Consider the following 21506-nt stretch of genomic DNA (forward strand, 5'->3'; position numbering starts at 1 on the left):
GGAGGTACCGGCGGCGTCCCCCCGGCTGGCACGGTTGATGACGACCGAACGGGAGGAGGTTGATCGATCATGAACGTCGCACCCGTGGCGATCTCGCTGGTCCTGCTGGTGCTGACCCTGCCGGCGCTGCTGCTCCTGGCCGAGCCGCGAGCGCTGCGTGACCCACGACTGGCCGCCGTGCAGACCCTCGGTGCGGTGCGCCGGGCCCGCCGCGACCGGTCCCGCGATCGCGACCAGGCCCTGGAGACCGTGCGCTGGGCCGCCGAGGTCCGGGTGGCCGCGGAACGGGCCACCGACGCGGCGCGCCGCTGGCAGGAGTGCCGGTGGCAGGCCGAGGAGCACACCGAGGACGCCTGGCAGGCGTGGCAGGACGCCGAACTGCGGCTCGACCGGCTGCGCAGCGCCGAGGCCTTCACCGCGCCGGACGACGCGCGCACCCCGGCGGACTTCGCCGACCGGGAGCGGGCGCTGCACCGGATGCTCCGGGCCGCGATCGGCCGGGGTGACCTGCCCGCCGACGCCGTCCGGTGGGACGGCTGGGATCCGGCGCTGCACCCGGTTCTCCAGGAGGTCGCGGTGCAGCGGGCGATCGCCGGGTACCGCCACCGGGCGTACCGGACGGCGGTCACCGCCGAGCAGGCGGCCCGGCACGACGAGCGGCTCGCCGTCGAGGCCCGGGACAGCCTGCGCCGTACGGCGGCGGAGGCGGCCCGGCAGGTCGCCGACGTGCGCCCGCACCTGCCGGCCGCGGTCCGCGCGGCCGTGCCGGCTCGGGTGCGCGGCTGGCGCCAGCGGATCGTCTGAACCGGCCCCGCTTTTCCCCGGGTCAGTGGCGGAACTCGGCCACGATGGTGGTGAGGCTGCCGGCCAGGCGGGTCAGGTCCGAGGCGGCCTGGCGGGTGGTCGCTGCGCCCTCGGCGGTCGCGGCGGCGATGTGGGCGACACCGGAGACGGTACGAGCCACATCGCCGCCCTCGTCGAACGCCGGATCGAACCGCTGCTCCTCAGCCGTCGCGGCGGCGCTTTCGTCCCGCGCGCGGCTCAGCCCGAGCCACCTCTGCCGCCACCTTGCCGGCCTCCTGCCGCGCGACCACCCGCGCGGCCTGGGCCCGGTGACGCTCGGCAGCCCGGTGATGCGCGGCAGCCTAACGCCGGCCCTGGACCGCCGCATCGCCATGCGACCGGCCGGCCAACTCGTGGGCCTCCGCGGCGGCCCGGTGCGCGGCAGCGGCGCGTAACCGGCTGTCCTCGGCGTGCCGGACCGCGCGTTCCGCCTCGGCCGCGCGGGCCCGCGCCGAAACCGGCCGACCGGCCTTGAGCCGCGCCGCGCGGTCGCGCACCTCGGCGGCGCGTTGCCGGGCACGTTCACCGCGCTCCCGCGCCAGGATAGCCAGTCGCTGCCAGCCCTGCGATCGGTCCTCCTGCATCCCGGCATTGTCGCGCACCGCCGCAGAGAACGCGTTGCTGCCAATCCCGGCAAATGTCTACCGTCGACGACACCACCGGGATCCGGGCGAACAAGAGCACCCGATACCGGCGTACGCCCCGCTCAGCCCGTCGCGGTCCTGCCGCTCCCGGCCGGAGTCCATCGGAACGGTGGCGCTGACCCAGCGCGACAAGGCTTTCCCGGTGGCGGCATCAGCCGCCACCGAGGGTTCGAGTGTCGGGTCACCAGTTGTCGGAGGCGCCCGCCAGGAAGATCGCGAGCACCACCAGGGCCGCGCCGCCGACCGTGCCGGCGAGGATGCCGCCCGACCAGGCGCGCAAACGGGGGATGAAGCGCACCACCACGGCCGCCAGCAGTCCGAACGGCACGATCAGGAGCTCGAGCAGGATCAGATAGGCGACGTAGCCCCGCTCGCCGGCCGGTGCGTTGACCGCCGACGTCACGACCACCAGCAGGATCAGCAGGTGCGGGATCGCCGCCAGGGCCGCGCCGGACCGTACGTTGACCATAGTGGCGGTAGCGTAACCGGATGGGTCACGTCCTTGTCCAGCAGTGGATGTCGGTCGACGGGTTCCTTGCCGGACCGGGCGGGGAGGGCGACGTCTTCGCGGCCGTGCCCGACTTCGGCGACTCCGAGCGGCACAACACGGCGCTGCTGGAGTCGGTGGACGAGATGCTGCTGGGCCGCCGTACCTATCAGGAGTTCGCGGCGTTCTGGCCGGAGGCCACCGACCAGCCCATGGCCCGGCAGGTCAACGGCCTGGCGAAGACGGTCTGTTCCGGCACGCTCGGCGCCGCCCCCTGGGGTACGCACGAAGCCGCGCGCGTGGTCCCCGACGCCGTCGCGCACGTGCGGTCCCAGCGCGGCAGCGACCGCCGCACCATCGTCTGGGGCAGCGTCAGTGTGATGCGGGCGCTGCTCGCGGCCGGTGAGGTGGACGAACTGGAACTGTTCGTGGCCCCGATCGCGCTGGGCGCCGGCACGCCGCTGCTGGCCCCCGGCGAACGCCCGGTCCCGCTGCGGCTGCGCGAGAGCGAGACATGGCCGGCGGGGGTGACGAGGTCTCGTTATGTCGTAACCCGGTGACAGACTGCCGTCATGGCTGCCGAACCTGCCGCCAGCCCCGAGGTCCTCAGCCCACCGGCAGGCGACGGCCGCCGGCGGGTGCTGCCGGCGGCCGCCATGTGGTGCTCTCCAACCCGGACTGCTCAGGGGTCGGGCCGGTCGTCGGCCCGGGCTGGTCGTCGGCCTGGATTGCTCATCGGCCTGGGTTGCGGCTCAGGCCAGGACGAAGGTGTAGCCCTTCGCCTTTAGTTTGCGGATCGTGTTGTTGAGCGACGCCACGGTTTGGCTGCGGTTGCCGCCGCCGTCGTGCATCAGGACCACGCCACCGGGCCGGGTGTTGTTCACCGCGCGCTTGGTGATGGTGGCGGAGCCGGGGCGTTCCCAGTCGCGCGTGTCGACGGTCCAGCCGAGAATGCGCAGGCCCTCGTTGCGGACGACGGCCCGCGTACGCGTGTTGCTCGAACCGTAAGGGAAGCGGAAGACCTTCGGGCTCCGGCCGGTCACCGACTTGATTTTGCTTTGGGTGTACTTGACCTGGGACCGGGCGGCTGCTGTGGACAGCTTGCGGAAGTCCGGGTGGTTGCGGCTGTGGTTGCACAGCCGGTGACCCTCGCGGACGACCCGGCGTGCCGTGGCGCGGTAGGGGCCGACGTTGTTGCCGAGCATGCAGAACGTCGCCTTGACGTTGTTGCGGCGCAGGATGTCCAGGATCTGTGGCGTGTACTTCGACGGCCCGTCGTCGAAGGTCAGGGCGACCGTCTTGCGCTTGCCCGCGACCGCGGTGAACTGGGCGGCCGTCGTCACCTCGACTGCCTGCGCCGCCTCGGTGACGACCGCCCCCGTGACGGCCGTCTCTGTGAGCGGCACCTTCGTGATCGGCGCGGCGGTGGCCGGGCCGGCGGTGGCGGTCAGGGCGAGTGAGCTGAGCATCAGGCCGGCGGTGAGCGCGGCAGCGATCCTCATGCGTCAACCAGCCCGGTGCGGATCCTCGGCGCGGTGGTACTCATGGCATTCCTCCCCGTTCGCACGGCGGACACGGTCGATGTCCCGCATCCGCTCGGGTCCGAGAATGCCGCCACACCGGGGCCGGGGCCATCCGTCGATCGACTGCTACCTGCCCGCCGACGGACGGGTCGTGCGCCCCGGCATCACCGCTGTGACTCGAAGTGCTCCTTCATTGACGGGTAGTAGTCGTCGAACGACACGGCCGGCTCGCCGTTGCGGGCGGCGACCAACAGGTCCAGGTAGTACTCCCAGCCGGGACCGACCTCGCCGACAGTCTCCTGGCCGGTCAGGTGATGGGTGAACCGCAGCTCGGTCACGCCGGCGCTCTCCGTGAGCGCCAGCTCCAGGTTCCAGCTGCCGTGGTCGTCGACGGCCGACAGCACCAGCCGAGCGGGCGGCTCGCAGGCGTCGATCGTCACGTCCATCCAGGGCCGTCCCTCCTCCTGGGCCATCTGCACCTTGATCGTGTTGCCCGGCGCCGCGTCGCCCTGCCAGGGGCCGAACCAGCGCGCCGTACGCTCCGATTCGGTGATGCTCGCCCAGACGTCGTCGATGGGTGCGCGGAACGTGCGGGTCAGCACGAGATCGTTGCCGAACAGCCGGCCGGTCGGGGTGGGGCTCATGCGGACTCCTCATGGAACGGTGCGTCGGATGTGCCGGGCGGGACGTCGTGCCGGGTGGTGTCGCGGTGCTCCCGGTGGGTGGTGTCGCGGCGCTCGCGGCGGGTGCGGTAGACCTCGGTCTCCAGCGCGTCGAAGCGGCGCGACCAGGCGTCCGGGCTGCGCACCAGCTCCAGCCAGCCGGCCAGCTCGGACAGCGGCGCGGTGTCGATCGTGTAGACCCGGCGCCGGCCGTCGACACTGTCGCGCACCAGACCGGCCTCGCGCAGCACCCGCAGGTGACGGCTCACCGCGGGGCGGCTGATCGCGAACCGGTCGGCGATCTGCCCGGCCGCGAGCGGCTCGTCGCGCAGCATCAGCAGGATCTCCCGCCGCACCGGGTCGGCGATCGCTCCGGCCACCTCGTCCACGCACGGAAGCGTAACCCACTGGTTACGCTTCCGGCAATGATGCGCTGGCGTCGGCACAGAAGCGCCCGGTCGGCGAGTGAGGTGGGAAGACGACCGGCGACCGGCCGGTTTGCCGGTCAACCCGGCAGGGACTTGGCGGCGCAGCGTGGGCAGCGCGTCGGGCACGGTGTCCGGGGCGCCGCTGAGGTGAGGCCGCTGAGGTGCAGGACGGCGGCCACGGACTCGTCGAAGGTCGAACTCTCGGGCAGGACGTGTTCGCCGGGAAGTCCGAGGAGGTCGCGGTCCGCGTACCACTGGCGCATCTGATCCTCGGAGACCGGGATGGGCTCGGCGCGCCGGTGGTGGCGGCGCACCGTCTCCGCGAAGGACACCTCCAGGTAGAAGACCGCGGTGGGGCCGGGATGGTCGGCGACGAGCCGGCGCAGCATCGTGCCGTGGCCGGCGGAGTCCAGGATGCCTTCGAGGATGACGTGGTAGCCGAAGCCGAGCGTGGTGCGCACGGTGGCGTCGATCAGGGCCGGCGCCACCGGTTCGTGCGCGGTGCCGCCGTGTTCGCGCAGCAGCACCCGGCGCAGATAGTCCTGTTCGACGAGGGCGGCGCCGCGACCGTACCGGCGGCGCACCTCCCGGGCCGTCGTCGACTTGCCGCTGCCGGAGTTGCCGCGGATCACGACCAGTGTGGGTGCGGGCACCGGGTCATTGTGTACGCCGCGCCACGGCCCCGCGACGCTGGGTACGAAGGGGCGCGGCCTAGACTCGGGCGGATGCGTTATCGCTCCAGCGAAGAGGACAGTGCCCGCTGGCGGGGCTTCCCGTTCCGGGCGGGCGACATCGTGATCAGCACCCGGTCCAAGAGCGGCACCACCTGGATGCAGATGATCTGCGCGCTGCTCGTGTTCCGGACCCCGGAGCTGCCGGCGCCGCTGCCCGCGCTGTCGCCGTGGCTGGATTGGCTGGTGACGCCGGAACAGGAAGTGTACGACCGGCTCGCCGCGCAACAGCACCGGCGTTTCATCAAGACGCACACGCCGCTCGACGGGGTGCCGCTCCACGACCGGGTGCACTACATCGTGGTGGCGCGGCATCCGCTGGACATGGCCGTCTCGCTCTACCACCAGGGCGCCAACATCGACCGTGACCGGCTGAGCGCGCTCACCGGCGTGCCGCAGGCCACCGGCCCGGCGCCGGAGCGCCCGTCCCCGCACTCCTGGCTGGTGAAGTGGATCGACGGGGACCACGATCCGCGTACGGAACTCGACTCCCTGCCCGGCGTCCTGTGGCACCTGTCGGACGCGTGGCGGCGACGGGCCGCGCCGAACGTGCTGCTGGTGCACTACGACGACCTGCTGACCGACCTCGCCGGACAGATGCGCCACCTCGCCGCGTGGCTCGGCATCACCGTGCCCGAGGACCGCTGGCCGGCGCTCGTCCAGGCCGCCACCTTCGGCGCGATGCGGCAGCGGGCGCCGGAGCTGGTGCCGGGCGGGAACGGCGTGCTCAAGAGCGACCGGGCCTTCTTCCACGCGGGACGCTCCGGCGCCGGCCGCGAGATGCTCGATGCCGCGGAGTTCGACCGCTACCAGCGGCGGGTCACCGAACTGGCCGAGCCGGGCCTGCCGGCCTGGCTGCACCGCTGAGCACGCCGCAGCCGCCCGGCCAGGTCCGGTCTCACCCCTGAGCGCTCGCCAGCAGGGTCCGCAGGATGTCGGTGGTGTGGGTCCAGAGCAGGGCGCCGCCGGCGCCCGGCGGGAGGTGGCGTTCGGCGTCGGGCAGGCGGGTCGCCAGGGTGGCGCCCAGGTCGGGGGAGTGCACCGGGCTGGTGTCGGCGGCGCCGTACCAGAGGTGTACCGGCACCCGCACCCGCGCCAGGTCGAACGGCCAGCGGGCGGAGGCCAGCACGGTGTCGCGGGCGTAACCGGCGGGGCCCGGCGCCAAGGCGTCGGACATGGCGTGGCGGTACGCGGCCTCGAACACCGGGTCGGTGTAAACGGCGCGGTCGGCGGCACCGGACATGTCCAGGATGCGCTGCCAGAAGGCGTCCGGATCCCCGTACCCGGCGAAGAAGGTCTCCGCCCCGGCCGGGTCGGTCCGCACCGCCTCGACCATCGCGGTGACGTCGGCGGGCAGGGCCGCGGCGAACGAGGGGTGCGCCAGTTCGTCGGTGCCGGCGACCACGGCGGCCGCGGTGAGCACGCCGGTGGCGGCGCAGGCCAGCAGGAACGGGGCGCCCTGGGAGAAGCCGACACCGCGTACGCCGGTGATGTCGCGCAGCCGGAACATCTCGGCGACGTCGGTGGCGAAACCGAGCAGGTCGCGGCCGGGGTCCGGGTCGGAGGCGCCGAGGCCGGGCCGGTCCGCCGAGATCAGGCGGATGCCGAGGCCGCCGAGGAGGTGGGTGCCGAAACCGAGGTGGCGGCCGGTGGCGGCGCCGGGGCAGAACAGGATCGGGCGGCCGTCCGAGGGGCCCCACTCGGACCAGGCCAGCCGGCGCCCGCCGGGGAGCCGGGTGGTGCCGAGGCGGTCCGGTGCCGCCACGCCGAACGTGTCATGTTGATCAACTGAGGGACTCACGAGAGGCCATTGTGGCGGGGCACGATCGGCCTGTCGCGCGATTTTCGGCCACCGCGCGGGCCCCGGCCGCCACGGCGATCGCGGCCGATCAGAGCGTGTCCGGGGACGGCAGTTCGTTGAGCCAGGCCGCCGGCGCCGAGCGGAACGCCTCGTCGACCGGCACGGCCGCACCCCGCAGCGCCCGCTGCCAGGCCGCCGCCCGCGACACCCGGGTGACCCGGCAGGCCAGGGTGACCGAGCGGCGCAGCGTGGCAGCGCCGGCCAGGTCGGACCACGGTTCCAGGTACGCGTCGCGCAGCCGGGGGAGTTCACGGGAGCGTTCGGCCGGGTCCAGCGCGTCGTGCACGACGTTCAGGGCGACGAGCAGTGAACCGAACGGGTGGCCCGCACTGGCGTCCCCCCAGTCGAAGAACCGCAGGTCGGCGAAGACGTTGTCGTCGTGCAGGTCGTCGTGCTGCAGGGCCGCCGGGATGCCGTCGGCGGCCAGTTCGGCGCACCACTCGCCGAACTCGGGGACGAGCGCCGGGACGGCCGGGTCGACGCCGGCGCGGACCTGCGGGTCGGCGAGCAGCGCGGCCAGGGTGGCGGGGAGGTGCGCGACCCGCTGATCGGGTACGCCGCCCGCGATCAGCTCCGGCACGTGCGGCGTGGTGGCGCGCTGCAGGGCCGCGTACGCCTGGAGCATGCGCGGCCACGTCGCCGTCCGGTCCCGCGTCAGCATCGTCGTCTCGCGCAGGGTCGGGCCGGCGTCGGCGGTGAGCAGCCAGCCGCGTTCCGGGTCGGCCGCGAGCGGCGGCAGCGTGGCGCCGGGGGCGATGGTGGTCAGCGCCTCGGCGAGGGCGGCCTCGTACCGGCAGCCGGTGATGTTGGCCTTGAACCAGTGCGGGCCGGCGGTGGTCGGCACGCGGTGGGTGACCGACCAGGGGCGTACCCGGAAGCGTTCGATCTCGCCGGTGACCGGGGTGCCGAGCCGGGCCAGCCGGTCGGTGACCCAGCCGTCGGCCTCGGCCTGCCACGCGGGATCTGTCCAGTCGTCGGTGCGCACGGTCATCGACCCTACGGTGTCAGGGCGCACGCGAGCCGCGGACCTTCTCCTGTTCGAGCACGGCGTCGAGGTCGGCCAGCCGGTGCAGGCCCTGCAGCGGCCGGCGCATCCGGTGGTTGCCGGCCAGCGCGTTCTCGTGGCGGGCCAGGAAGTTCCAGTACCCGGCGGTGTACGGGCAGGCGTCGTCCCCGGTCCGCGCCTTCGGGTCGTACCGGCAGCCGCCGCAGTAGTCGCTCATCCGGTGGATGTAGGCGCCGCCGGCCGCGTACGGCTTGCTGCTCATCCGGCCGCCGTCGGCGAACTGGCTCATCCCGATCACGTTCGCCGTCATCACCCACTCGTACCCGTCGACGAAGCACCGGTGGAACCAGTCGGCGACCGCGCCGGGCCGCCAGCCGCGCTGCATCGCGTAGTTGCCGAGCACCATCAGCCGGGGGATGTGGTGCACCCAGCCACGGTCGCGGACCCCGGCCAGCACGTCGGAGAGGCAGCGCGCCTGCACCGCGCCGGCGTCCAGGTCGGCGAACCACCGGGGCAGTTCGTGGCGGGCGTGCAGTTCGTTGGCGGCCCGGTAGTCGGGCTCGAAGTACCAGTACAGGTGCCAGACGAAGTCGCGCCAGCCCAGAATCTGCCGGATGAGGCCTTCGACGCTCGCCAGCGGCGCCGAACCCTCGCGGTACGCCTGCTCGGCCTGCTCCACCACCTCGAGCGGGTCCAGCAGCCCCAGGTTGATCGCCGGGCTCAGCATGCTGTGCGCCATCGACGGGTCACCGGCCAGCATGGCGTCCTCGTGCGGCCCGAACGCGGGCAGCCGGTGCCGGGCGAAGTGCCGCAGCCGGTCCAGCGCCTCGGACCGGGTCACCGGGAACAGCCGCGGGCCGTCGTTGCCGACGAACTCGATGCCGTCGTCGCGCTGCCAGCGGTCCAGGTCGGCGCGGACCTGCTCGTCGATCTCGTCCTCGGTGATCGCCGGGGGAGCGGGCACATCGAGGCGGTCCGCGCCGCGCGGTGGCGGCTCGCGGTTGTCGGTGTCCAGGTTCCACCGGCCGCCGGCGGGTTCGGTGCCGTCCATCAGCACGTCGTGACGGCGCCGGGCGTACCGGTAGAAATCCTCCAGCCGCAGGTGGGCGCGCCCGTCCGCCCAGGCCACGAAGTCCTGCGGCGCGGTGACGAACCCGCGCGGCGGCAGCATCTCGACATCGGGCAGCCGCCGGACCAGGGCCCGCGCCGCGCGGGACGTGGGATGGCAGACGCTCACCGGCTCGGTCAGGGCTTCGGCGTACGTCTCCGCCCGCACCAGCCGCACGTCGCCGCCCTGAGCGGCCCGGTGCCGCAGCGCGGAGAGCACCAGGTGTGCCTTCTGCCGGTGGAAGACGCGGCGCCGGAACACCGCCTTCGACTCGACGAGCAGCACCGGCTGATCGGGGCCGTCGAGGAAGTGCGGGCCGAGCTGGTCGGCGAAGAGCCAGCGGCGTTTCATGACGTGCTTCCCCTCCGGCCACGGCGGGATCCAAGCGGCACTGCGCGCCCAGGGCCAGCGTAAACGGGCCGCGACCGCTGCCGGGGGAGAACCACATCGCGTCCCGCCATCCACCCCTGGCGCGGCGACGCCAGCCGCGTCCGGGCCCGGTATCGCCGGACGGGCCCTCCCCGGCGACATGTTGATCTGCTGGCGCTACGAAATCGCTGTGATCAAGGGGTGGAAACCGCGATTTCGCATCGCTAGCAGATCAACACCCCGCCGCAGCGACATCCTGCGCGTCGTAGCGCGCGTGCTTTACTCGGACAAAACGGTCTAAAGGGCTCGCGCTCCGGCGCTTGACAGACCCGGCAGGCCGGCGAGCACGCGGCACCGGCGGGCGGTGCCACGTGCTCGTGACCGGTCAGCGGACGGGGCGTCGGCTGGTGTTGCGTGTTCGTGGCCGGTCAGTGCGTCGGCTGGTCTTGCGTGTTCGGGGCGGGTCAGCGGGCAGTGCGGCGGCCGGTGAGCAGACCCAGGGCGATCATGCCGAGGCCCAGGCCGAGGTGCAGCCAGTCGTCGGCCGGGTTGAGGGGCACGAAGTTGGCGCTCGAGTCCTGCCCGACCACCATGCCGTAGAGCCAGAGCACCAGGTAGACGGCACCGCCGCCGATCAGGTAGGCGCGGGCGCCGGACACGGTCCGGGCCAGCGCCAGGCCGGCGGCCCCGAAGAGCAGGTGCACGATGTTGTGCAGCACCGACACCTGGAAGATGCCGAACAGGTGCGCCTCCGAGTGGTGACCGGCGAACGACATGGTGTCGTAGTCGGTGGTGATGCCGGGGATGAAACCGAGCACGCCGACGAGCAGGAACGTGGCCGCGACCACCAGGGCAGCGGTGCGGATCGGGGAACGGGTGGCTGCCGGAGTGCCGACCGCCGAACGGGAAGCCATCTCAGAAAGTCCTCTCTGTCAGGAGAACGGCACATTCCCATGGCTGGATCGGACTAACGGCCCCGCCGGGCCTGGTTAGGCCCGGCGCGGCCGTCGCTCAGAACAAGCGGCGTCGCTCGGACGAGGGGCGTCGCTCAGAACAGGCGGTACGCGTCGATGACGGCGGCGATCTCGTCGGCCGCCGAGCGCAGCTCGTCCAGATCGGTCCCGGTGAAGTGGTGCGGCCGGGTGCCGAGGACGCAGTGCGCCCCGATCCGCTCGCCGCCGACCGTGACCGGCACACCGGCGTAGCTGGCGTAACCGTCCATGGTGACCAGCGGGTTGTGCGCCTGGTCCGGGTCGATCGTCGTGTCCGGCACCAGGTAGGGCGCGCCGCTGGTGACGGCCCGGGCACAGAACGACCACTCCGTGGGGGTGCCACCGACGCCGGCGAGCCAGCCGGTGACCCCGTGCGAGCCGGCCAGCAGCTGCGCCGAGTCGAACACCAGAGTGGTCAGGCTGACCGGCAGGCCGGTGCGGTGAGCGGTACGCGCGGTGATCTGGTCGAGGGTCGCGGTGAGACCCGGATGATCGAAGTCGATCGAGCCGAGCACCCGCATCCGCCGGGGGTCGGCAAGCGCTCCCGCGAACGCGTCGGTGGCGTTCACGACGGGCCCCCGGCAGCGCCGGCGGACGAGTCGGCCAGCGAGCCGGCGAGGGCCTGGTGAGTACCGTCCAAGGCTTGATGAGCGCCGTCCACGGACTGATAGGCGTCGTCCAAGGGCTGGTGCGTGCCGTCCAAGGCCTGGTACGTCGCGGCGCGGATCTTGCCGGAGCGGCCGGTGACCCGGGCGATGGTGCCGAGGTACGTCAGGTGGTCGCACGCCCGCAGCAGGTCCGCGGTGCGTTCGACCGGACGTTCGATGCCGTGCTGGCGGCAGAGGGCGTCCCACACCGCCGTCGCGGTGTCGCGGCCGACGTAGGCGGTGAGCGCCGCGAGGATCTCCGCTTCGGTGGGCTGTTCGTAGTTCCAGCCCGGCAGTGTCGTCATAGGCGTCCTTCCCGGTGAATGGACATGTGATCGGCGCGCCGGCGGCGTTCCTGAAGCCTTTCCGGCAGGCGTTTCCCGGGTCGTCCCGACGAGGCCGGGCCGCCGAGGTGGCGTGACATACGGGCGAGTGGGTATCCAACGGTTCTGCCGCCAGGACCGACATGGGAGGTCAGAGACTCATGACCAAGCCGCTTTCGCAGAACCCGGCTGCCGTACGGCTGTCCCTGTCCGGAACGCTCGTCGCGCTCGCCGAGACGCCCGCCGACGTCCCCGAATGGGAGGACCGGCTGCGCGGACTTGTCGAGTCGGCCGCCGACCGGGTCGGCGCGGTGGACTACGCATCGGTCACCGGGCGGCCCGACGACGGCACCAGCATCGTCGCCGCGAGCGGTGCGCTCGTGCACGCCGTCGACGAGGTCCCGGTCGATGACGTGCTGCCTGACGACGCGCCGGTTGACGGACGTGACGCGACGCCGCCGGGGCAGCCTGCGGGTTCCGCCATGGCCTGGCCGGGGTTCCGCGCGACGGCGGCCGGGATGGGACTGCACGTGGTGTCGGCGCCGGTCTACTGCGGCAACGGTGAGGCCATCGCCACCCTCGATCTTTACGGGCGTGACGCGGCGGCCATGGCGGTACTGGCCGAAGGGGTGGCGGCGGCCTACGACCCGGAGCGACCCCTGCCCGGCGAGGACGGGAACGCGGCCGGCTGGGACGCCGGGGGTGAGGAGTTGATCCTCGGGCTGGCGGAGGCGTACACGGTGCGCGAGACCATTCAGCTCGCACTGTCCCTCATGCACTCCGGGTCCGGTGATCCCTATCCGGAGCTGCGGCTGCGTGCCGCCGAGAAGGGTATCTCCCTGCTGGCGGCCGCGACCGCCGTCATCACCGACGGCGCCTGACCATTCCCGGACCGGTCACCGCGGCAGGAGGTCACCGCGGCGCGCGGTCACCGGGGCGCGCGGTCACCGCAGCAGGAAGCCGGGCGTCAGCGGGTCGTCGGGGTCCACCACGAAGGTGTGCTCGCCGGTCGGGTACGCCATTCCGGTGATCACCGGGATGACCTCGGGGCGCGCGGCGTAGCGGGCGACGAACCGGGAACCCGCCATCGAGTCGTGCACGAACTCCTGGCCCGGTGCGAGCCGCCCGATGGCGGCCAGGGTGGCGACCCGGGCGGCGGTGCCGGAACCGCAGGGTGACCGGTCCACCTGCCCGTCGGCGAAGATCGTGACGTTGCGCTGGTGCGTGGGCCCGGCCACGTTCTCGTGGAAGATCGTGCCGTGGATGCCGCCGAGCCGGTCGCCGCCCGGGTGCCGGGCCGCCGGGTGCCCGGTGAGGGCGGTCCGCACCTCGCGGCCCAGCGCGACAAGTGCCGGCAGGTGGCGGGGCGCGACCTCCAGGCCGACGGCGCCGGCGTCGACCTGCGCGTAGAGGGCGCCGCCGTAACTGAGGGCGGCACTGACCGGTCCCCGGCTGGTGGTCAGTGCCACGGCCTCGGCGACCACGTACGACGCGACGCTGACGAAGCCGACCGCGGTGACCCGGCCGCCGGTGGTGTGCACGCGTGCCGTGACCCGGCCGGACGGCACGTCGATCGGCACGTCCGTGACACCGTCCGCGGGCGTACCCACCAGGCCGGCGCGCACCACCCACGCGCCGAGAGCGATGGTCCCGTGGCCGCACGCGGTGGCGAAGCCGCCGGAGCCGAAGAAGACGACGCCGAGGCGGGCGCCGTCGTCGTCGGGCGGGACGAGCAGGCCGCCGTACATGCCGGGGCGGCCGCGCGGCTCGTGGCAGAGCAGCCGCCGCAACCGGTCCGCGGCCGGGTCGCCGATCGCGAAATCGCAGCGCTCGGCCACCGTGCGGCCCGGGAGACCGACGGGTGGTTCGGGGACGATCCGGAACGGCTCGCCGCCGGTGTGGTAGTCGATCGCGCGTACCCGATCGGTCATGATCTTTGCTCGAAGGCCCGGTCGGCGGCGTCGGCGAACGCGGCCATCGACGGGAACTCCAGGTCGTACGCGTAGCTCTCGCCCGGCTCCGGCGTCGCGCCCCAGCCCGGCCGGTCGTGCCGCCGGTTGATCCAGACCGAGGGCAGCCCCTCCCGCTTGGCCGGGACGTGGTCGTGGAAGAGGCTCTGCGCCACGTGCAGCAGCCGGTCGCGCCCCACGCCGAGCCCCGGCAGCGTCTCGTCCAGGGCCCGGAAGTGCCTGTCACCGGGCTTGTAACCGCCGACGTCCTCGGCCGTGATGATCGCGGCGAAGTCACCGCGCAGGTGCCGGTTGCTGCCGGCGAAACCCGCGCGGTGCACGTTCGACAGGATGATCAGCTGGTAGTGCCGGCGCAACCGCGCGAGGGCCTCGGCGGAGTCGGGGAACGCCGGCCAGTCCGGCACCGAGTCACCGAGGCGGCGCGCCCACGGGTCGGGGACCGGGCGGCCGAGTTGCGCACCGGTCCGGCGGAAGGCCTCGGCGAGCACCTGCGGGTAGAGCGGCGCCGGTGTCTGCCGTTCCACGGCGGCCTCGTGGTCCCCGTACGCCCGGAGAAGCTCTTCCGCGCCGATCTCCAGGCCCTGTTCCCGGGCCCACGGCGCAAGGATCGCGGCGATGCCGGTCTCCCAGTCGATGAGCGTGCCGTAACAGTCGAAGCTCAGAGCCGTGAACCGGGTGAGATCCATCGCGCGTTCCTCCTGAACAGTCCGGGCGTAGGGCGCAGCGTAGGCGCAAACCCGGCCGCCGTTCAGTCGCGGACCACCAGGCCCAGGGTCTGCGCGAGCGCGGGGGCGGGACGGGCATAGGGAAGAGCATTCAATTCCAGGGGTACGGCCATTGCTTCCTCATTCCCGATACGCACCGCCGAACGTCCCGCCGATCATGGCATTCCACGTCCGCCGGGCCGCGGTGCCGGGGCGGTAACCTGATGGTCGATCGCGTCCTGCGGAGGAGAACACGATGGGCGCTGAGGGCGTGGGCGCTGCGATGCCGAGGCAGGTCACCCTGGACGACCTCGCGATGATGGCGGCTGCCGATGAGAACCATCATTACGAACTCAGCCCCGAGGCAGGGTTGTCGGTCACCCCCCTCGCCGATCCTGACCACGCGCTGCTCGTCTCCCGGATGTTCGCCTGGTTCCTCACCAACGGTTACGGCCCCGAGCAGGTGGTCACCGACTGCGGGATCGACGTGGGCGGCGGCCGGGTCCCCGATCTGACGGTGTGGGCGGCGGGCACGCCACCACGAGCGGCCCGGTCGAGCTATGCCGGCACCAGCGGTCTGCTGCTCGCTGTCGAGGTCGTCTCCGGTGGTTCCGAGGTCGTCGACCGGATCATCAAGAAGACCGAGTACGCCAAGGCCGGCATCCCCCGGTACTGGTTCGTCGACCGGGACGGCGCCACCACGGTGCATCGGCACACCCTGGACCCCCGGACCGGCGAGTACGAGATCGACCCGGGTGGTGCTCAGCCTTTCGGCTGGCTGCTCGCCACCACGCCCGACGTGTCGTAGGACGGGCCGGGGAGCAGGCGGCCGAGTTCCTGGGTGCAGCGGGTCAGGGCCACGTACAGCGCGTTCCAGCCGCGCGGCTCGGCGGCTATGCCGTCCGGGTCGACCAGCAGGGTGGCGTCCCACTCCAGGCCCTTCGCCTGCGTCGCGGTGAGCACCGGCACGCCGGTCAGCGCCGGCACGCCGGTCAGGGCCGCGCGCAGCGCTGCGATCCGGGCGGCCGGGGCGACCACGCCGACGGTGCCGCCGGACCAGCGGTGCCGCAGGTCGCGTACCGCCTCCGCCGCCGCGCCGGCCAGCTCGTCCGGCGCCACGGTGCGCTGCCAGGGCGCGATGCCCGAGGAGCGGACCGCGCGGGGTGGGGCGTTGTGGCTGCCGGCCTTCGCCAGGACCGGGCCGGTCAGGTCCATGACCTCGCTCGGCGTGCGGTAACAGATGGTCAGCTCGGCCGCCGTCCAGCGGTCGCCCAGGGTCGCCCGCACCGCCTCGGACCAGGTGGTGTGCCGGTGTGACGCCTCGGCCTGGTCGATGTCGCCGACGGCCGTGATCGACCGGGTGGGGCAGCGCCGCAATGCCATCTGCCACTGCATCTCGGAAAGCTCCTGCGCCTCGTCGATGACGACGTGCCCGTACACCCAGCCGCGCTGCCGCCGGGCGCGCTCCGCGACCGAATCACCCGCCGCCGGTGCCGGGGAGGCCTCCCCGAGCAGGTCGGCGAGCGCGTCGAGCAGGGGGATGTCGCCGGGCGCCCACGGTTCGGGTTCGGCGGCGACCAGGGCGGCCTCGGCCGGGGTCAGCGTGGGGGCGAACCGGCGCAGCAGCTCCGGGTCGGTGAGCAGCGCCCGCAGCGTCGCACCGGGGTCGCGGGTGGGCCACCAGGACTCCACGAACCGGGCGATGGCGTCGTTGCCGGCGATCCGTTCGCGCAACTCCTCGATCTCCTCGTCGGAGAGCAGCCCGTCGACGTCGCTGCTGCTCCCGGCGGTGCCGGCGGGCGTGACACCGCGGTCGAAGCGGGCGAGGATGTCCTCGTACCCCTCCTCCATCTCCGCCAGCAGCGCCGCGCGCTGCTCCGCGACCGCCTCGGCGAGCAGATGGTGCAGCTGGGTGGCGAAGCTGCGGCGAGCCTGATGGTACGGGCGACCCGGCGCCACCGCGGCCAGCACCTGCGCCACCGTCCCGGCCGGAATCACATGGAACTCGCCGTCCCATCGCAGCCGCAGGTCACGGGGCGCCGGGAACAGCGACCGCGCGTACTCCTCGAGGGCGCCCTGCCACAGCGCCCGCCCCTTGATCTCGGAGACGACGCGGCTCTCGTCGCGGCCCACGACGACGCCGGGCAGCAGGGTGTCGCAGGTCGCCGAGACGACGGCGGTCTCGCCGAGCGCCGGCAGCACCTGCGCGATGTAGTCCAGGAACCGCGGCGACGGGCCGAGCACCAGCACCGCCTGGTCGGCCATCTGCTGGTGGGTGAAGAGCAGATAGGCCACCCGGTGCAGCGCGACGACGGTCTTGCCGGTGCCGGGGCCGCCCTGCACGATAAGCGGGCCGGTGGCCTCGGCGCGGACGATGTCGTCCTGCTCGCGCTGCAACGTGGCGATCGCGGTGCCCATCCGGCCGGTGCGGCGCTGCCCGAGCGCGGCGAGCAGGGCGCCCTCGCCGACCAGTCCTTCTTCAGCGCCTGCTCCGCCGCCGGCATGGGTCAGGGGCTCGTCGTCGACGCCTGTCACCACGGAACCGGCGGTACGGATGTGCCGGCGCCGGGCCTGTCCCTGCGGGTCGAAGGGTGTCGCCGTGTAGAACGGCCGGGCCGCCGGCGCCCGCCAGTCGAGCAGCAGCGGGTCGGCGTCCGCAGCGTCCTCAGCGGGCTTGGTGTCCTCGGTGTCCTCGGTGTTTTCGGCCGGCTCGCCGTCGTCGCGCAGGCCGATCCGGCCGATGTGGTGCACCGTGCCGTCGAGGGCGTCGAGCCGGCCGAAGACCAGGCCGTCGCCGGCGCGGCGCAGCTCCTCGAACTGCCGGCGCAGCATCCGCTGCCGGGACGCGGCGAGGGCGTCCTCGGCGGCCGCGGCCAGTTCGTCCTCCAGGTGAGCGGCGAGCCGGTCGCGGCGGGCGGTGGCGAGATCGAGGAATTCCTGTTCCTCGGCGATCGCGGATCGGACGGTGTCCGGGCGCATGCGCGAATCCTCAAGATAGGCGTGAACGGGCCGAAATGGCGCGGCGCAACAGTAGAGGAAATCACTGCCGGTAACCAAATGGAATGGCATTACTCTCATGCGTATTGCTATTTGTGGCCGCTTCCCATCTCCCTGTTTCCGGCTGTCACTTGACTGTTGCCGACAATTCTGATCACGAGGTCGCTCCGGCCTTGCAACCGGTCATGACCCAGGCCGCGGCCCGCCGGTGACGAAGAGAACGGCGTCGGATTGCCGGTGCGATGGTGGGAGTGTTGATGGCCGGACGCGGCGCCGCCCGGGCCGGACCCCCTCCCCGCACACGACGCGTGCGATGGGACGGCTGTCATGCCGGTGGTGGCTGCCGCGCCGGTGCCGGGTCGCGGGGTTCGGGCAGCACCAGTGGCGTACCGGTGGTCGGGTCGGTGATGACCCGGGCGCGCACCCCGAACACCGCCTCCACCAGGTCCGGGGTGATGATCCGGTCCGGTGGGCCCTGCGCGACCACGGCGCCGGCGCGCATCGCGATGATCTCGTGGGCGTACCGGCAGGCCATGTTGAGGTCGTGCAGCACCGCGACGACCGTACGGCCGGCCGCGTTGAGGTCGGCGAGCAGGTCGAGGACCTCGAGCTGGTGGGCCAGGTCGAGGAAGGTGGTCGGCTCGTCGAGCAGGAGCAGGTCGGTGTCCTGGGCCAGGACCAGGGCGATCCAGACGCGTTGCCGCTGACCGCCGGAGAGCTCGTCGACGGGACGCCCGGCCAGGTCGGAGACGCCGGTGGCGGCCAGGGCCGCGGTGACCGCTCGTTCGTCGTCGGCGGACCATTGGCGAAGCCAGCGCTGGTGCGGGTGGCGGCCGCGCGCGACCAGGTCGGCGACGGTGATGCCGTCCGGGGCGATGGGCTGCTGCGGCAGCACCCCGATCCGGGCGGCGATCTCCCGGGTCGGCAGCCGGTGGAGGTCCCGGCCGTCGAGCAGGACCGCTCCGGCGGCCGGGCGCAGCAGGCGGGCCAGGCCGCGCAGCAGCGTCGACTTGCCGCAGGCGTTCGGGCCGACCACGGCGGTGATCCGGCCCGGCGTCACCCGCAGGTCAAGGCCGGTGACCACGGTACGGCCGTCGTAGCCGAGGCCGAGCCCGGTCGTGCGCAGGTCGGTCATCCGGTCCTCCCGATGCGGTTGGCCCTGGCCAGCAGCCAGATGAGCAGGGGTGCGCCGAGCACGGTGGTGAGCACCCCGACGGGCAGTTCGGCGGGCGCGAGCAGCCGGCGGGCCGCCAGGTCCGCGCAGGACAGCAGGGCGGCGCCGACCGCGGCCGAGGTGACCAGGGCGAGCCCTCGGCCGCGCACCAGGCGGCGGGCGAGTTGCGGCGCGGCCAGAGCGACGAACGCGATCGGCCCGGCCGCGGCCGTCGCCACCGCGGCCAGCGCGACAGCGGTGGCCAGCAGCCCGGCGCGGGCCGGTTCGGCGCGGGTGCCCAGCGCGAGGGCGAGGTCGTCGCCGAGTTCCAGGGTGCGCAGCGACGCGGCCAGCCGCAGCGCCACCGGCAGCAGCACCGCCACCGCGACGAGCACCGGGACGACGTGCCCCCAGCCGCGGCCGGCGAGGCTGCCGGAGAGCCAGACGGCGGCCTGTTCGGCGGTGTAGACGTTCGCGGTGTTGAGCACGTACGCGGTCACCGACGTCAGCATCGCGGCGATGCCGATGCCGACCAGCACGAGGCGGTACCCGGTGACACCGTGGCGGCGCGACAGCAGGTAGATCGTGACCGCGGTCGCCAGCGCCCCGGCCAGGGCCCCCGACGCGACGGCGGCCGGGCCGGCCCCGACGACCACGACCAGGAACACCGCCACCGCGCCCGCGCCCGCGTTGATCCCGATGACGTCGGGGCTGGCCAGCGGGTTACGCACCACCCGCTGCACGATCGCGCCGGACAGCCCGAACGCGGCACCGACGGCGACCGCGCCGAGCGCGCGCGGCAGGCGCAGGTCCAGGATCACGTACGCGCTGCGCCGCGTCGCCCCGGCGCCGCCGGTGAGCACGCCGAGCACGTCGGCGAGCGGCATCGGGTAATCGCCGACGGTCAGCGCGGCAACCGTGGCGGCCAAGGCGACGAGCAGCGCGCCGGCGGTGACCAGCGAGGCTCGCCTGTCGAACCGCACCGAGCGGCCCGCCAGCCGCAGGACCGTCACAGTTCCGCCGGCCGGCGCCGGCGCACCAGCGCGACGAAGAAGGGCGCGCCGGCGATCGCCGTGACGATCCCGGCCTGGAGTTCCTGCGGCCGCGCCACCACCCGCCCCAGCACGTCGGCGGCGAGCAGCACCACCGGGGCCAGCACCGCCGCGTAGGGCAGCAGCCATCGGTGCGCCGGGCCGACAAGCGCCCGCGCCATGTGCGGCACGGTCAGCCCGACGAACGCGATCGGGCCGGCCAGCGCGACCGCCGTACCGGCCAGCAGCACCACCGCGCACGCCGCGGTCACCCGGCCGGTGACCAGCGCCTGCCCGAGCGAACGGGCCATGTCGTCGCCGAGCGCGATGGCGTCCAGGGCCCGCGCCGACATCACGGCGAGCACCGCCCCGGCCGCCAGGAACGGCAGCGCGGACCGGATCACCGGGGCGTCGGCGGCGGTCAGCGCGCCCACCGACCAGTAGCGGTACGCGTTGAACGTGTTGATGTCCAGCAGCGTCAGCGCCGTGGTCAGCCCGCCGAGCAGCGCGGTCGCGGCGGCGCCGGACAGCGCCAGCTTCACCGGGGTGGCCCCGCCGCGTCCGAGCGAGGCCAGCGCGTACACCCCGGCGCCGGCCAGCGCGGCGCCGGCGAAGGAGAACCACAGCCAGCCGCCGAAGGTGTGCACGCCGAACACCGCGATGCCGAGGACCACGCTCAGGGCCGCGCCCGCGTTCACGCCGAGCACCTCCGGGCCGGCGAGGGCGTTGCGGGTCAGGCCCTGCAACAGGGCGCCGGCCACGCCGAGGGCGGCCCCGGCGAGGACCCCCACGAGGGTACGGGGAACACGCAGGTACTCGACGATCCGCTGGGCGTCCGAACCGTCCGGGTGCAGCAGGGTGCCGAGGACCGTACCCATGCCGATCGTCTCGTTCCCGATCAGCAGGGAGCCGCAGACGGCCGCCGCCAGCAGCGCGACGGCCGCGACCAGCCCGGCAGCCCGAGCGTTCAGAACTTCTCCGGGTGCAGCAGCCCCGCCAGGTTCGCCACCGCGTCGGCGTTGCGCACCCCGGGTGTGATCTCGGCGAACGTGACCGCGTAGAGCCGGCCGTCGCGCACCGCGGGCACGTTCGCGAGCGCCGGGTCGGACCGCAGGCCGTCGATCACCCGCTGGGCGCCGTCCGGACCGACGTCGGCGCCGCAGCAGGCCGGCACCACGATGACATCCGGCCGGCGCTTGATCAGTTCCTCGGTGCCGATCCGGGCGAGCCGGCCCGGGACGTCGTCGAAGACCTGGGTGCCGCCGGCCTTCTCGATGATCGTGGTCGCGACGTCCCCGGTGCCGAAGACGCGTAGCTCACCGTCGCCCGGCCGGTTCAGCATGGCGACCGTGGGCCGGGACGTGCCGGCGACCTTGCCCTCGGTCTCGGCGACGGTCCGGCGCATCCGCGCGACGAGCGCGTCGGCCTGCGGTGTGGTGCCGAGCACGCGGCCCAGGTCGGTGAGGTCGCGGTAGACGCTGTCGAGCGAGACGTCGTTGTCGGCGAGCGACTTCTGCCCCTGGCCGTCGGCGGTCGGGCAGTACTGCGAGAACAGGTACGAGCCGATGCCGATCCGGCCCAGTTCGGCGCGGGTGCCCAGGCCCTCGGTGGTGAACGCGCCGGTGAACCCGCTGACCACGAAGTCCGGGTCCAGGCGCAGCACCTCCTCGCGGCTCGGGTACTCCTCCGGGTAGTAGGCGGGTTCCTGCCGGCCCGGCTGGAACCGGGCGGTGAACTCGGGCAGCAGCGGGTTGTCCAGGTACGCGGCGCCGACGAGTTTGGCTCCGCCGCCGAGGGCGTACACCGCCTCGATGCCGTTGTGGAAAGCCGCGAAGATCCGGGTCGGCGGGGTGTCGGTCGGCACCGCCGTGCCGCAGTTGTCGACGGAGGCCGCGCCACCCGCGGCGGCCGGTGCAGGGCGCGGGTCGCCGTCGGCGCAGCCGGACAGGGCGAGGAGCAGCACGGACAGCGGCGCGACAGCACGCCAGGACAGCGGGGACCGCACAGCGCGCACGCGCATCGCAGAC

25 protein-coding genes are annotated in these 21506 nt (G+C 73.5%); 5 read left to right on the top strand and 20 right to left on the bottom strand.

All coding sequences use genetic code 11. From position 1 onward, the window contains the following. The first annotated feature begins 69 nt into the window (after window positions 1-69). On the top strand, window positions 70-804 hold the full coding sequence (locus tag LPA41_RS11325) for a hypothetical protein (protein ID WP_229070062.1): 735 nt from the start codon (window positions 70-72) through the stop codon (window positions 802-804). 22 nt (window positions 805-826) lie between these two features. On the opposite strand, the gene LPA41_RS11330 is transcribed toward LPA41_RS11325, so the two are convergent. From LPA41_RS11330 to LPA41_RS11340, 3 genes are all read right to left on the bottom strand, one after another. Then, entirely contained in the window at window positions 827-964 is a 138-nt protein-coding gene (locus LPA41_RS11330) for a hypothetical protein (RefSeq protein ID WP_229070063.1), read from the bottom strand. A 181-nt stretch (window positions 965-1145) separates the two neighbouring features. Continuing rightward, window positions 1146-1427, bottom strand: a complete 282-nt coding sequence (locus LPA41_RS11335; protein ID WP_229070064.1) for a hypothetical protein — start codon at window positions 1425-1427, stop codon at window positions 1146-1148. A 241-nt stretch (window positions 1428-1668) separates the two neighbouring features. Next, window positions 1669-1956 (bottom strand): hypothetical protein, encoded by a 288-nt coding sequence (locus LPA41_RS11340; RefSeq protein ID WP_229070065.1) that lies wholly within the window; start codon window positions 1954-1956, stop codon window positions 1669-1671. A gap of 20 nt (window positions 1957-1976) precedes the next feature. Here LPA41_RS11340 and LPA41_RS11345 point away from each other — a divergent pair, with 20 nt between their 5' ends. Beyond that, complete coding sequence (locus LPA41_RS11345; RefSeq protein WP_229070066.1) at window positions 1977-2534, top strand: dihydrofolate reductase family protein; 558 nt, start codon at window positions 1977-1979, stop codon at window positions 2532-2534. 192 nt (window positions 2535-2726) lie between these two features. Here LPA41_RS11345 and LPA41_RS11350 read toward each other — a convergent pair whose 3' ends face one another. The 4 genes from LPA41_RS11350 to LPA41_RS11365 form a co-directional block, all read right to left on the bottom strand. Continuing rightward, window positions 2727-3476 (bottom strand): polysaccharide deacetylase family protein, encoded by a 750-nt coding sequence (locus LPA41_RS11350; RefSeq protein ID WP_229070067.1) that lies wholly within the window; start codon window positions 3474-3476, stop codon window positions 2727-2729. A 185-nt stretch (window positions 3477-3661) separates the two neighbouring features. Continuing rightward, complete coding sequence (locus tag LPA41_RS11355) at window positions 3662-4141, bottom strand: SRPBCC family protein (protein WP_229070068.1); 480 nt, start codon at window positions 4139-4141, stop codon at window positions 3662-3664. Then, window positions 4138-4548, bottom strand: a complete 411-nt coding sequence (locus LPA41_RS11360) for a metalloregulator ArsR/SmtB family transcription factor (RefSeq protein ID WP_229070069.1) — start codon at window positions 4546-4548, stop codon at window positions 4138-4140. The genes LPA41_RS11355 and LPA41_RS11360 overlap by 4 nt, the downstream gene beginning before the upstream one ends. Window positions 4549-4664: 116 nt before the next feature. Further along, entirely contained in the window at window positions 4665-5240 is a 576-nt protein-coding gene (locus LPA41_RS11365) for an AAA family ATPase (protein WP_229070070.1), read from the bottom strand. A gap of 72 nt (window positions 5241-5312) precedes the next feature. Here LPA41_RS11365 and LPA41_RS11370 point away from each other — a divergent pair, with 72 nt between their 5' ends. Then, entirely contained in the window at window positions 5313-6185 is an 873-nt protein-coding gene (locus LPA41_RS11370) for a sulfotransferase domain-containing protein (RefSeq protein WP_229070071.1), read from the top strand. A gap of 31 nt (window positions 6186-6216) precedes the next feature. Here the strand turns inward: LPA41_RS11370 and LPA41_RS11375 are convergent, their stop codons facing one another. The 6 genes from LPA41_RS11375 to LPA41_RS11400 form a co-directional block, all read right to left on the bottom strand. Continuing rightward, the gene (locus tag LPA41_RS11375) at window positions 6217-6993 is read right to left on the bottom strand and encodes an alpha/beta fold hydrolase (RefSeq protein WP_229070182.1); all 777 of its coding nucleotides are present in this window, start codon (window positions 6991-6993) and stop codon (window positions 6217-6219) included. A gap of 214 nt (window positions 6994-7207) precedes the next feature. After that, entirely contained in the window at window positions 7208-8170 is a 963-nt protein-coding gene (locus LPA41_RS11380) for a phosphotransferase (protein WP_229070072.1), read from the bottom strand. A 13-nt stretch (window positions 8171-8183) separates the two neighbouring features. Next, complete coding sequence (locus LPA41_RS11385) at window positions 8184-9644, bottom strand: cryptochrome/photolyase family protein (RefSeq protein ID WP_229070073.1); 1461 nt, start codon at window positions 9642-9644, stop codon at window positions 8184-8186. 482 nt (window positions 9645-10126) lie between these two features. Further along, window positions 10127-10576 carry a DUF4383 domain-containing protein gene (locus tag LPA41_RS11390; protein ID WP_229070074.1) on the bottom strand — a complete coding sequence of 150 codons (450 nt, stop codon included), beginning with the start codon at window positions 10574-10576 and terminating at the stop codon, window positions 10127-10129. Window positions 10577-10710: 134 nt separating this feature from the next. Next, window positions 10711-11223, bottom strand: coding sequence for a GAF domain-containing protein (locus tag LPA41_RS11395; protein WP_229070075.1), 513 nt, complete (start codon window positions 11221-11223; stop codon window positions 10711-10713). Then, on the bottom strand, window positions 11220-11606 hold the full coding sequence (locus LPA41_RS11400; protein ID WP_229070076.1) for a hypothetical protein: 387 nt from the start codon (window positions 11604-11606) through the stop codon (window positions 11220-11222). The genes LPA41_RS11395 and LPA41_RS11400 overlap by 4 nt, the downstream gene beginning before the upstream one ends. Window positions 11607-11785: 179 nt before the next feature. Here LPA41_RS11400 and LPA41_RS11405 point away from each other — a divergent pair, with 179 nt between their 5' ends. Continuing rightward, complete coding sequence (locus LPA41_RS11405) at window positions 11786-12505, top strand: hypothetical protein (protein ID WP_229070077.1); 720 nt, start codon at window positions 11786-11788, stop codon at window positions 12503-12505. Between the two features lie 63 nt (window positions 12506-12568). Here the strand turns inward: LPA41_RS11405 and LPA41_RS11410 are convergent, their stop codons facing one another. Together LPA41_RS11410 and LPA41_RS11415 are read right to left on the bottom strand one after the other, a co-directional pair. Next, on the bottom strand, window positions 12569-13555 hold the full coding sequence (locus tag LPA41_RS11410) for a proline racemase family protein (RefSeq protein WP_229070078.1): 987 nt from the start codon (window positions 13553-13555) through the stop codon (window positions 12569-12571). Further along, on the bottom strand, window positions 13552-14280 hold the full coding sequence (locus LPA41_RS11415; protein WP_229070079.1) for an HAD-IA family hydrolase: 729 nt from the start codon (window positions 14278-14280) through the stop codon (window positions 13552-13554). Before LPA41_RS11415 ends, LPA41_RS11410 begins: the two co-directional genes overlap by 4 nt. 274 nt (window positions 14281-14554) lie before the next feature. On the opposite strand from LPA41_RS11415, the gene LPA41_RS11420 reads away from it, so the two are divergent. Next, on the top strand, window positions 14555-15106 hold the full coding sequence (locus tag LPA41_RS11420) for a Uma2 family endonuclease (RefSeq protein WP_229070080.1): 552 nt from the start codon (window positions 14555-14557) through the stop codon (window positions 15104-15106). On the opposite strand, the gene LPA41_RS11425 is transcribed toward LPA41_RS11420, so the two are convergent. From LPA41_RS11425 to LPA41_RS11445, 5 genes are all read right to left on the bottom strand, one after another. Next, on the bottom strand, window positions 15061-17277 hold the full coding sequence (locus tag LPA41_RS11425; RefSeq protein ID WP_229070081.1) for a UvrD-helicase domain-containing protein: 2217 nt from the start codon (window positions 17275-17277) through the stop codon (window positions 15061-15063). The two genes, LPA41_RS11420 and LPA41_RS11425, sit on opposite strands and share 46 nt — an antisense overlap. Window positions 17278-17620: 343 nt before the next feature. Further along, window positions 17621-18430 (bottom strand): ABC transporter ATP-binding protein, encoded by an 810-nt coding sequence (locus LPA41_RS11430; RefSeq protein ID WP_229070082.1) that lies wholly within the window; start codon window positions 18428-18430, stop codon window positions 17621-17623. Continuing rightward, window positions 18427-19461, bottom strand: coding sequence for an iron chelate uptake ABC transporter family permease subunit (locus LPA41_RS11435; RefSeq protein ID WP_229070083.1), 1035 nt, complete (start codon window positions 19459-19461; stop codon window positions 18427-18429). The genes LPA41_RS11430 and LPA41_RS11435 overlap by 4 nt, the downstream gene beginning before the upstream one ends. Further along, complete coding sequence (locus tag LPA41_RS11440) at window positions 19458-20450, bottom strand: iron ABC transporter permease (protein WP_255689576.1); 993 nt, start codon at window positions 20448-20450, stop codon at window positions 19458-19460. The genes LPA41_RS11435 and LPA41_RS11440 overlap by 4 nt, the downstream gene beginning before the upstream one ends. After that, window positions 20447-21499: an ABC transporter substrate-binding protein gene (locus LPA41_RS11445; protein ID WP_229070085.1), complete on the bottom strand. Its 1053-nt coding sequence runs from the start codon at window positions 21497-21499 to the stop codon at window positions 20447-20449. The genes LPA41_RS11440 and LPA41_RS11445 overlap by 4 nt, the downstream gene beginning before the upstream one ends. Window positions 21500-21506 lie beyond the last annotated feature (7 nt).

It is taken from the genome of Actinoplanes sp. DH11 (genome assembly GCF_020873875.1).
Lineage (GTDB): Bacteria > Actinomycetota > Actinomycetes > Mycobacteriales > Micromonosporaceae > Actinoplanes.

What these genes read in the sequence shown, in the direction of transcription:
- LPA41_RS11340 (WP_229070065.1), bottom strand. Translation starts at nt 1,956, where the DNA reads ATGGTCAACGTACGGTCCGGCGCGGCCCTGGCGGCGATCCCGCACCTG.
- LPA41_RS11380 (WP_229070072.1), bottom strand. Translation starts at nt 8,170, where the DNA reads ATGACCGTGCGCACCGACGACTGGACAGATCCCGCGTGGCAGGCCGAG.
- LPA41_RS11390 (WP_229070074.1), bottom strand. Translation starts at nt 10,576, where the DNA reads ATGGCTTCCCGTTCGGCGGTCGGCACTCCGGCAGCCACCCGTTCCCCG.
- LPA41_RS11420 (WP_229070080.1), top strand. Translation starts at nt 14,555, where the DNA reads ATGGGCGCTGAGGGCGTGGGCGCTGCGATGCCGAGGCAGGTCACCCTG.
- LPA41_RS11405 (WP_229070077.1), top strand. Translation starts at nt 11,786, where the DNA reads ATGACCAAGCCGCTTTCGCAGAACCCGGCTGCCGTACGGCTGTCCCTG.
- LPA41_RS11415 (WP_229070079.1), bottom strand. Translation starts at nt 14,280, where the DNA reads ATGGATCTCACCCGGTTCACGGCTCTGAGCTTCGACTGTTACGGCACG.
- LPA41_RS11345 (WP_229070066.1), top strand. Translation starts at nt 1,977, where the DNA reads ATGGGTCACGTCCTTGTCCAGCAGTGGATGTCGGTCGACGGGTTCCTT.
- LPA41_RS11445 (WP_229070085.1), bottom strand. Translation starts at nt 21,499, where the DNA reads ATGCGCGTGCGCGCTGTGCGGTCCCCGCTGTCCTGGCGTGCTGTCGCG.
- LPA41_RS11425 (WP_229070081.1), bottom strand. Translation starts at nt 17,277, where the DNA reads ATGCGCCCGGACACCGTCCGATCCGCGATCGCCGAGGAACAGGAATTC.
- LPA41_RS11355 (WP_229070068.1), bottom strand. Translation starts at nt 4,141, where the DNA reads ATGAGCCCCACCCCGACCGGCCGGCTGTTCGGCAACGATCTCGTGCTG.
- LPA41_RS11350 (WP_229070067.1), bottom strand. Translation starts at nt 3,476, where the DNA reads ATGAGGATCGCTGCCGCGCTCACCGCCGGCCTGATGCTCAGCTCACTC.
- LPA41_RS11400 (WP_229070076.1), bottom strand. Translation starts at nt 11,606, where the DNA reads ATGACGACACTGCCGGGCTGGAACTACGAACAGCCCACCGAAGCGGAG.
- LPA41_RS11410 (WP_229070078.1), bottom strand. Translation starts at nt 13,555, where the DNA reads ATGACCGATCGGGTACGCGCGATCGACTACCACACCGGCGGCGAGCCG.
- LPA41_RS11430 (WP_229070082.1), bottom strand. Translation starts at nt 18,430, where the DNA reads ATGACCGACCTGCGCACGACCGGGCTCGGCCTCGGCTACGACGGCCGT.
- LPA41_RS11385 (WP_229070073.1), bottom strand. Translation starts at nt 9,644, where the DNA reads ATGAAACGCCGCTGGCTCTTCGCCGACCAGCTCGGCCCGCACTTCCTC.
- LPA41_RS11335 (WP_229070064.1), bottom strand. Translation starts at nt 1,427, where the DNA reads ATGCAGGAGGACCGATCGCAGGGCTGGCAGCGACTGGCTATCCTGGCG.
- LPA41_RS11325 (WP_229070062.1), top strand. Translation starts at nt 70, where the DNA reads ATGAACGTCGCACCCGTGGCGATCTCGCTGGTCCTGCTGGTGCTGACC.
- LPA41_RS11370 (WP_229070071.1), top strand. Translation starts at nt 5,313, where the DNA reads ATGCGTTATCGCTCCAGCGAAGAGGACAGTGCCCGCTGGCGGGGCTTC.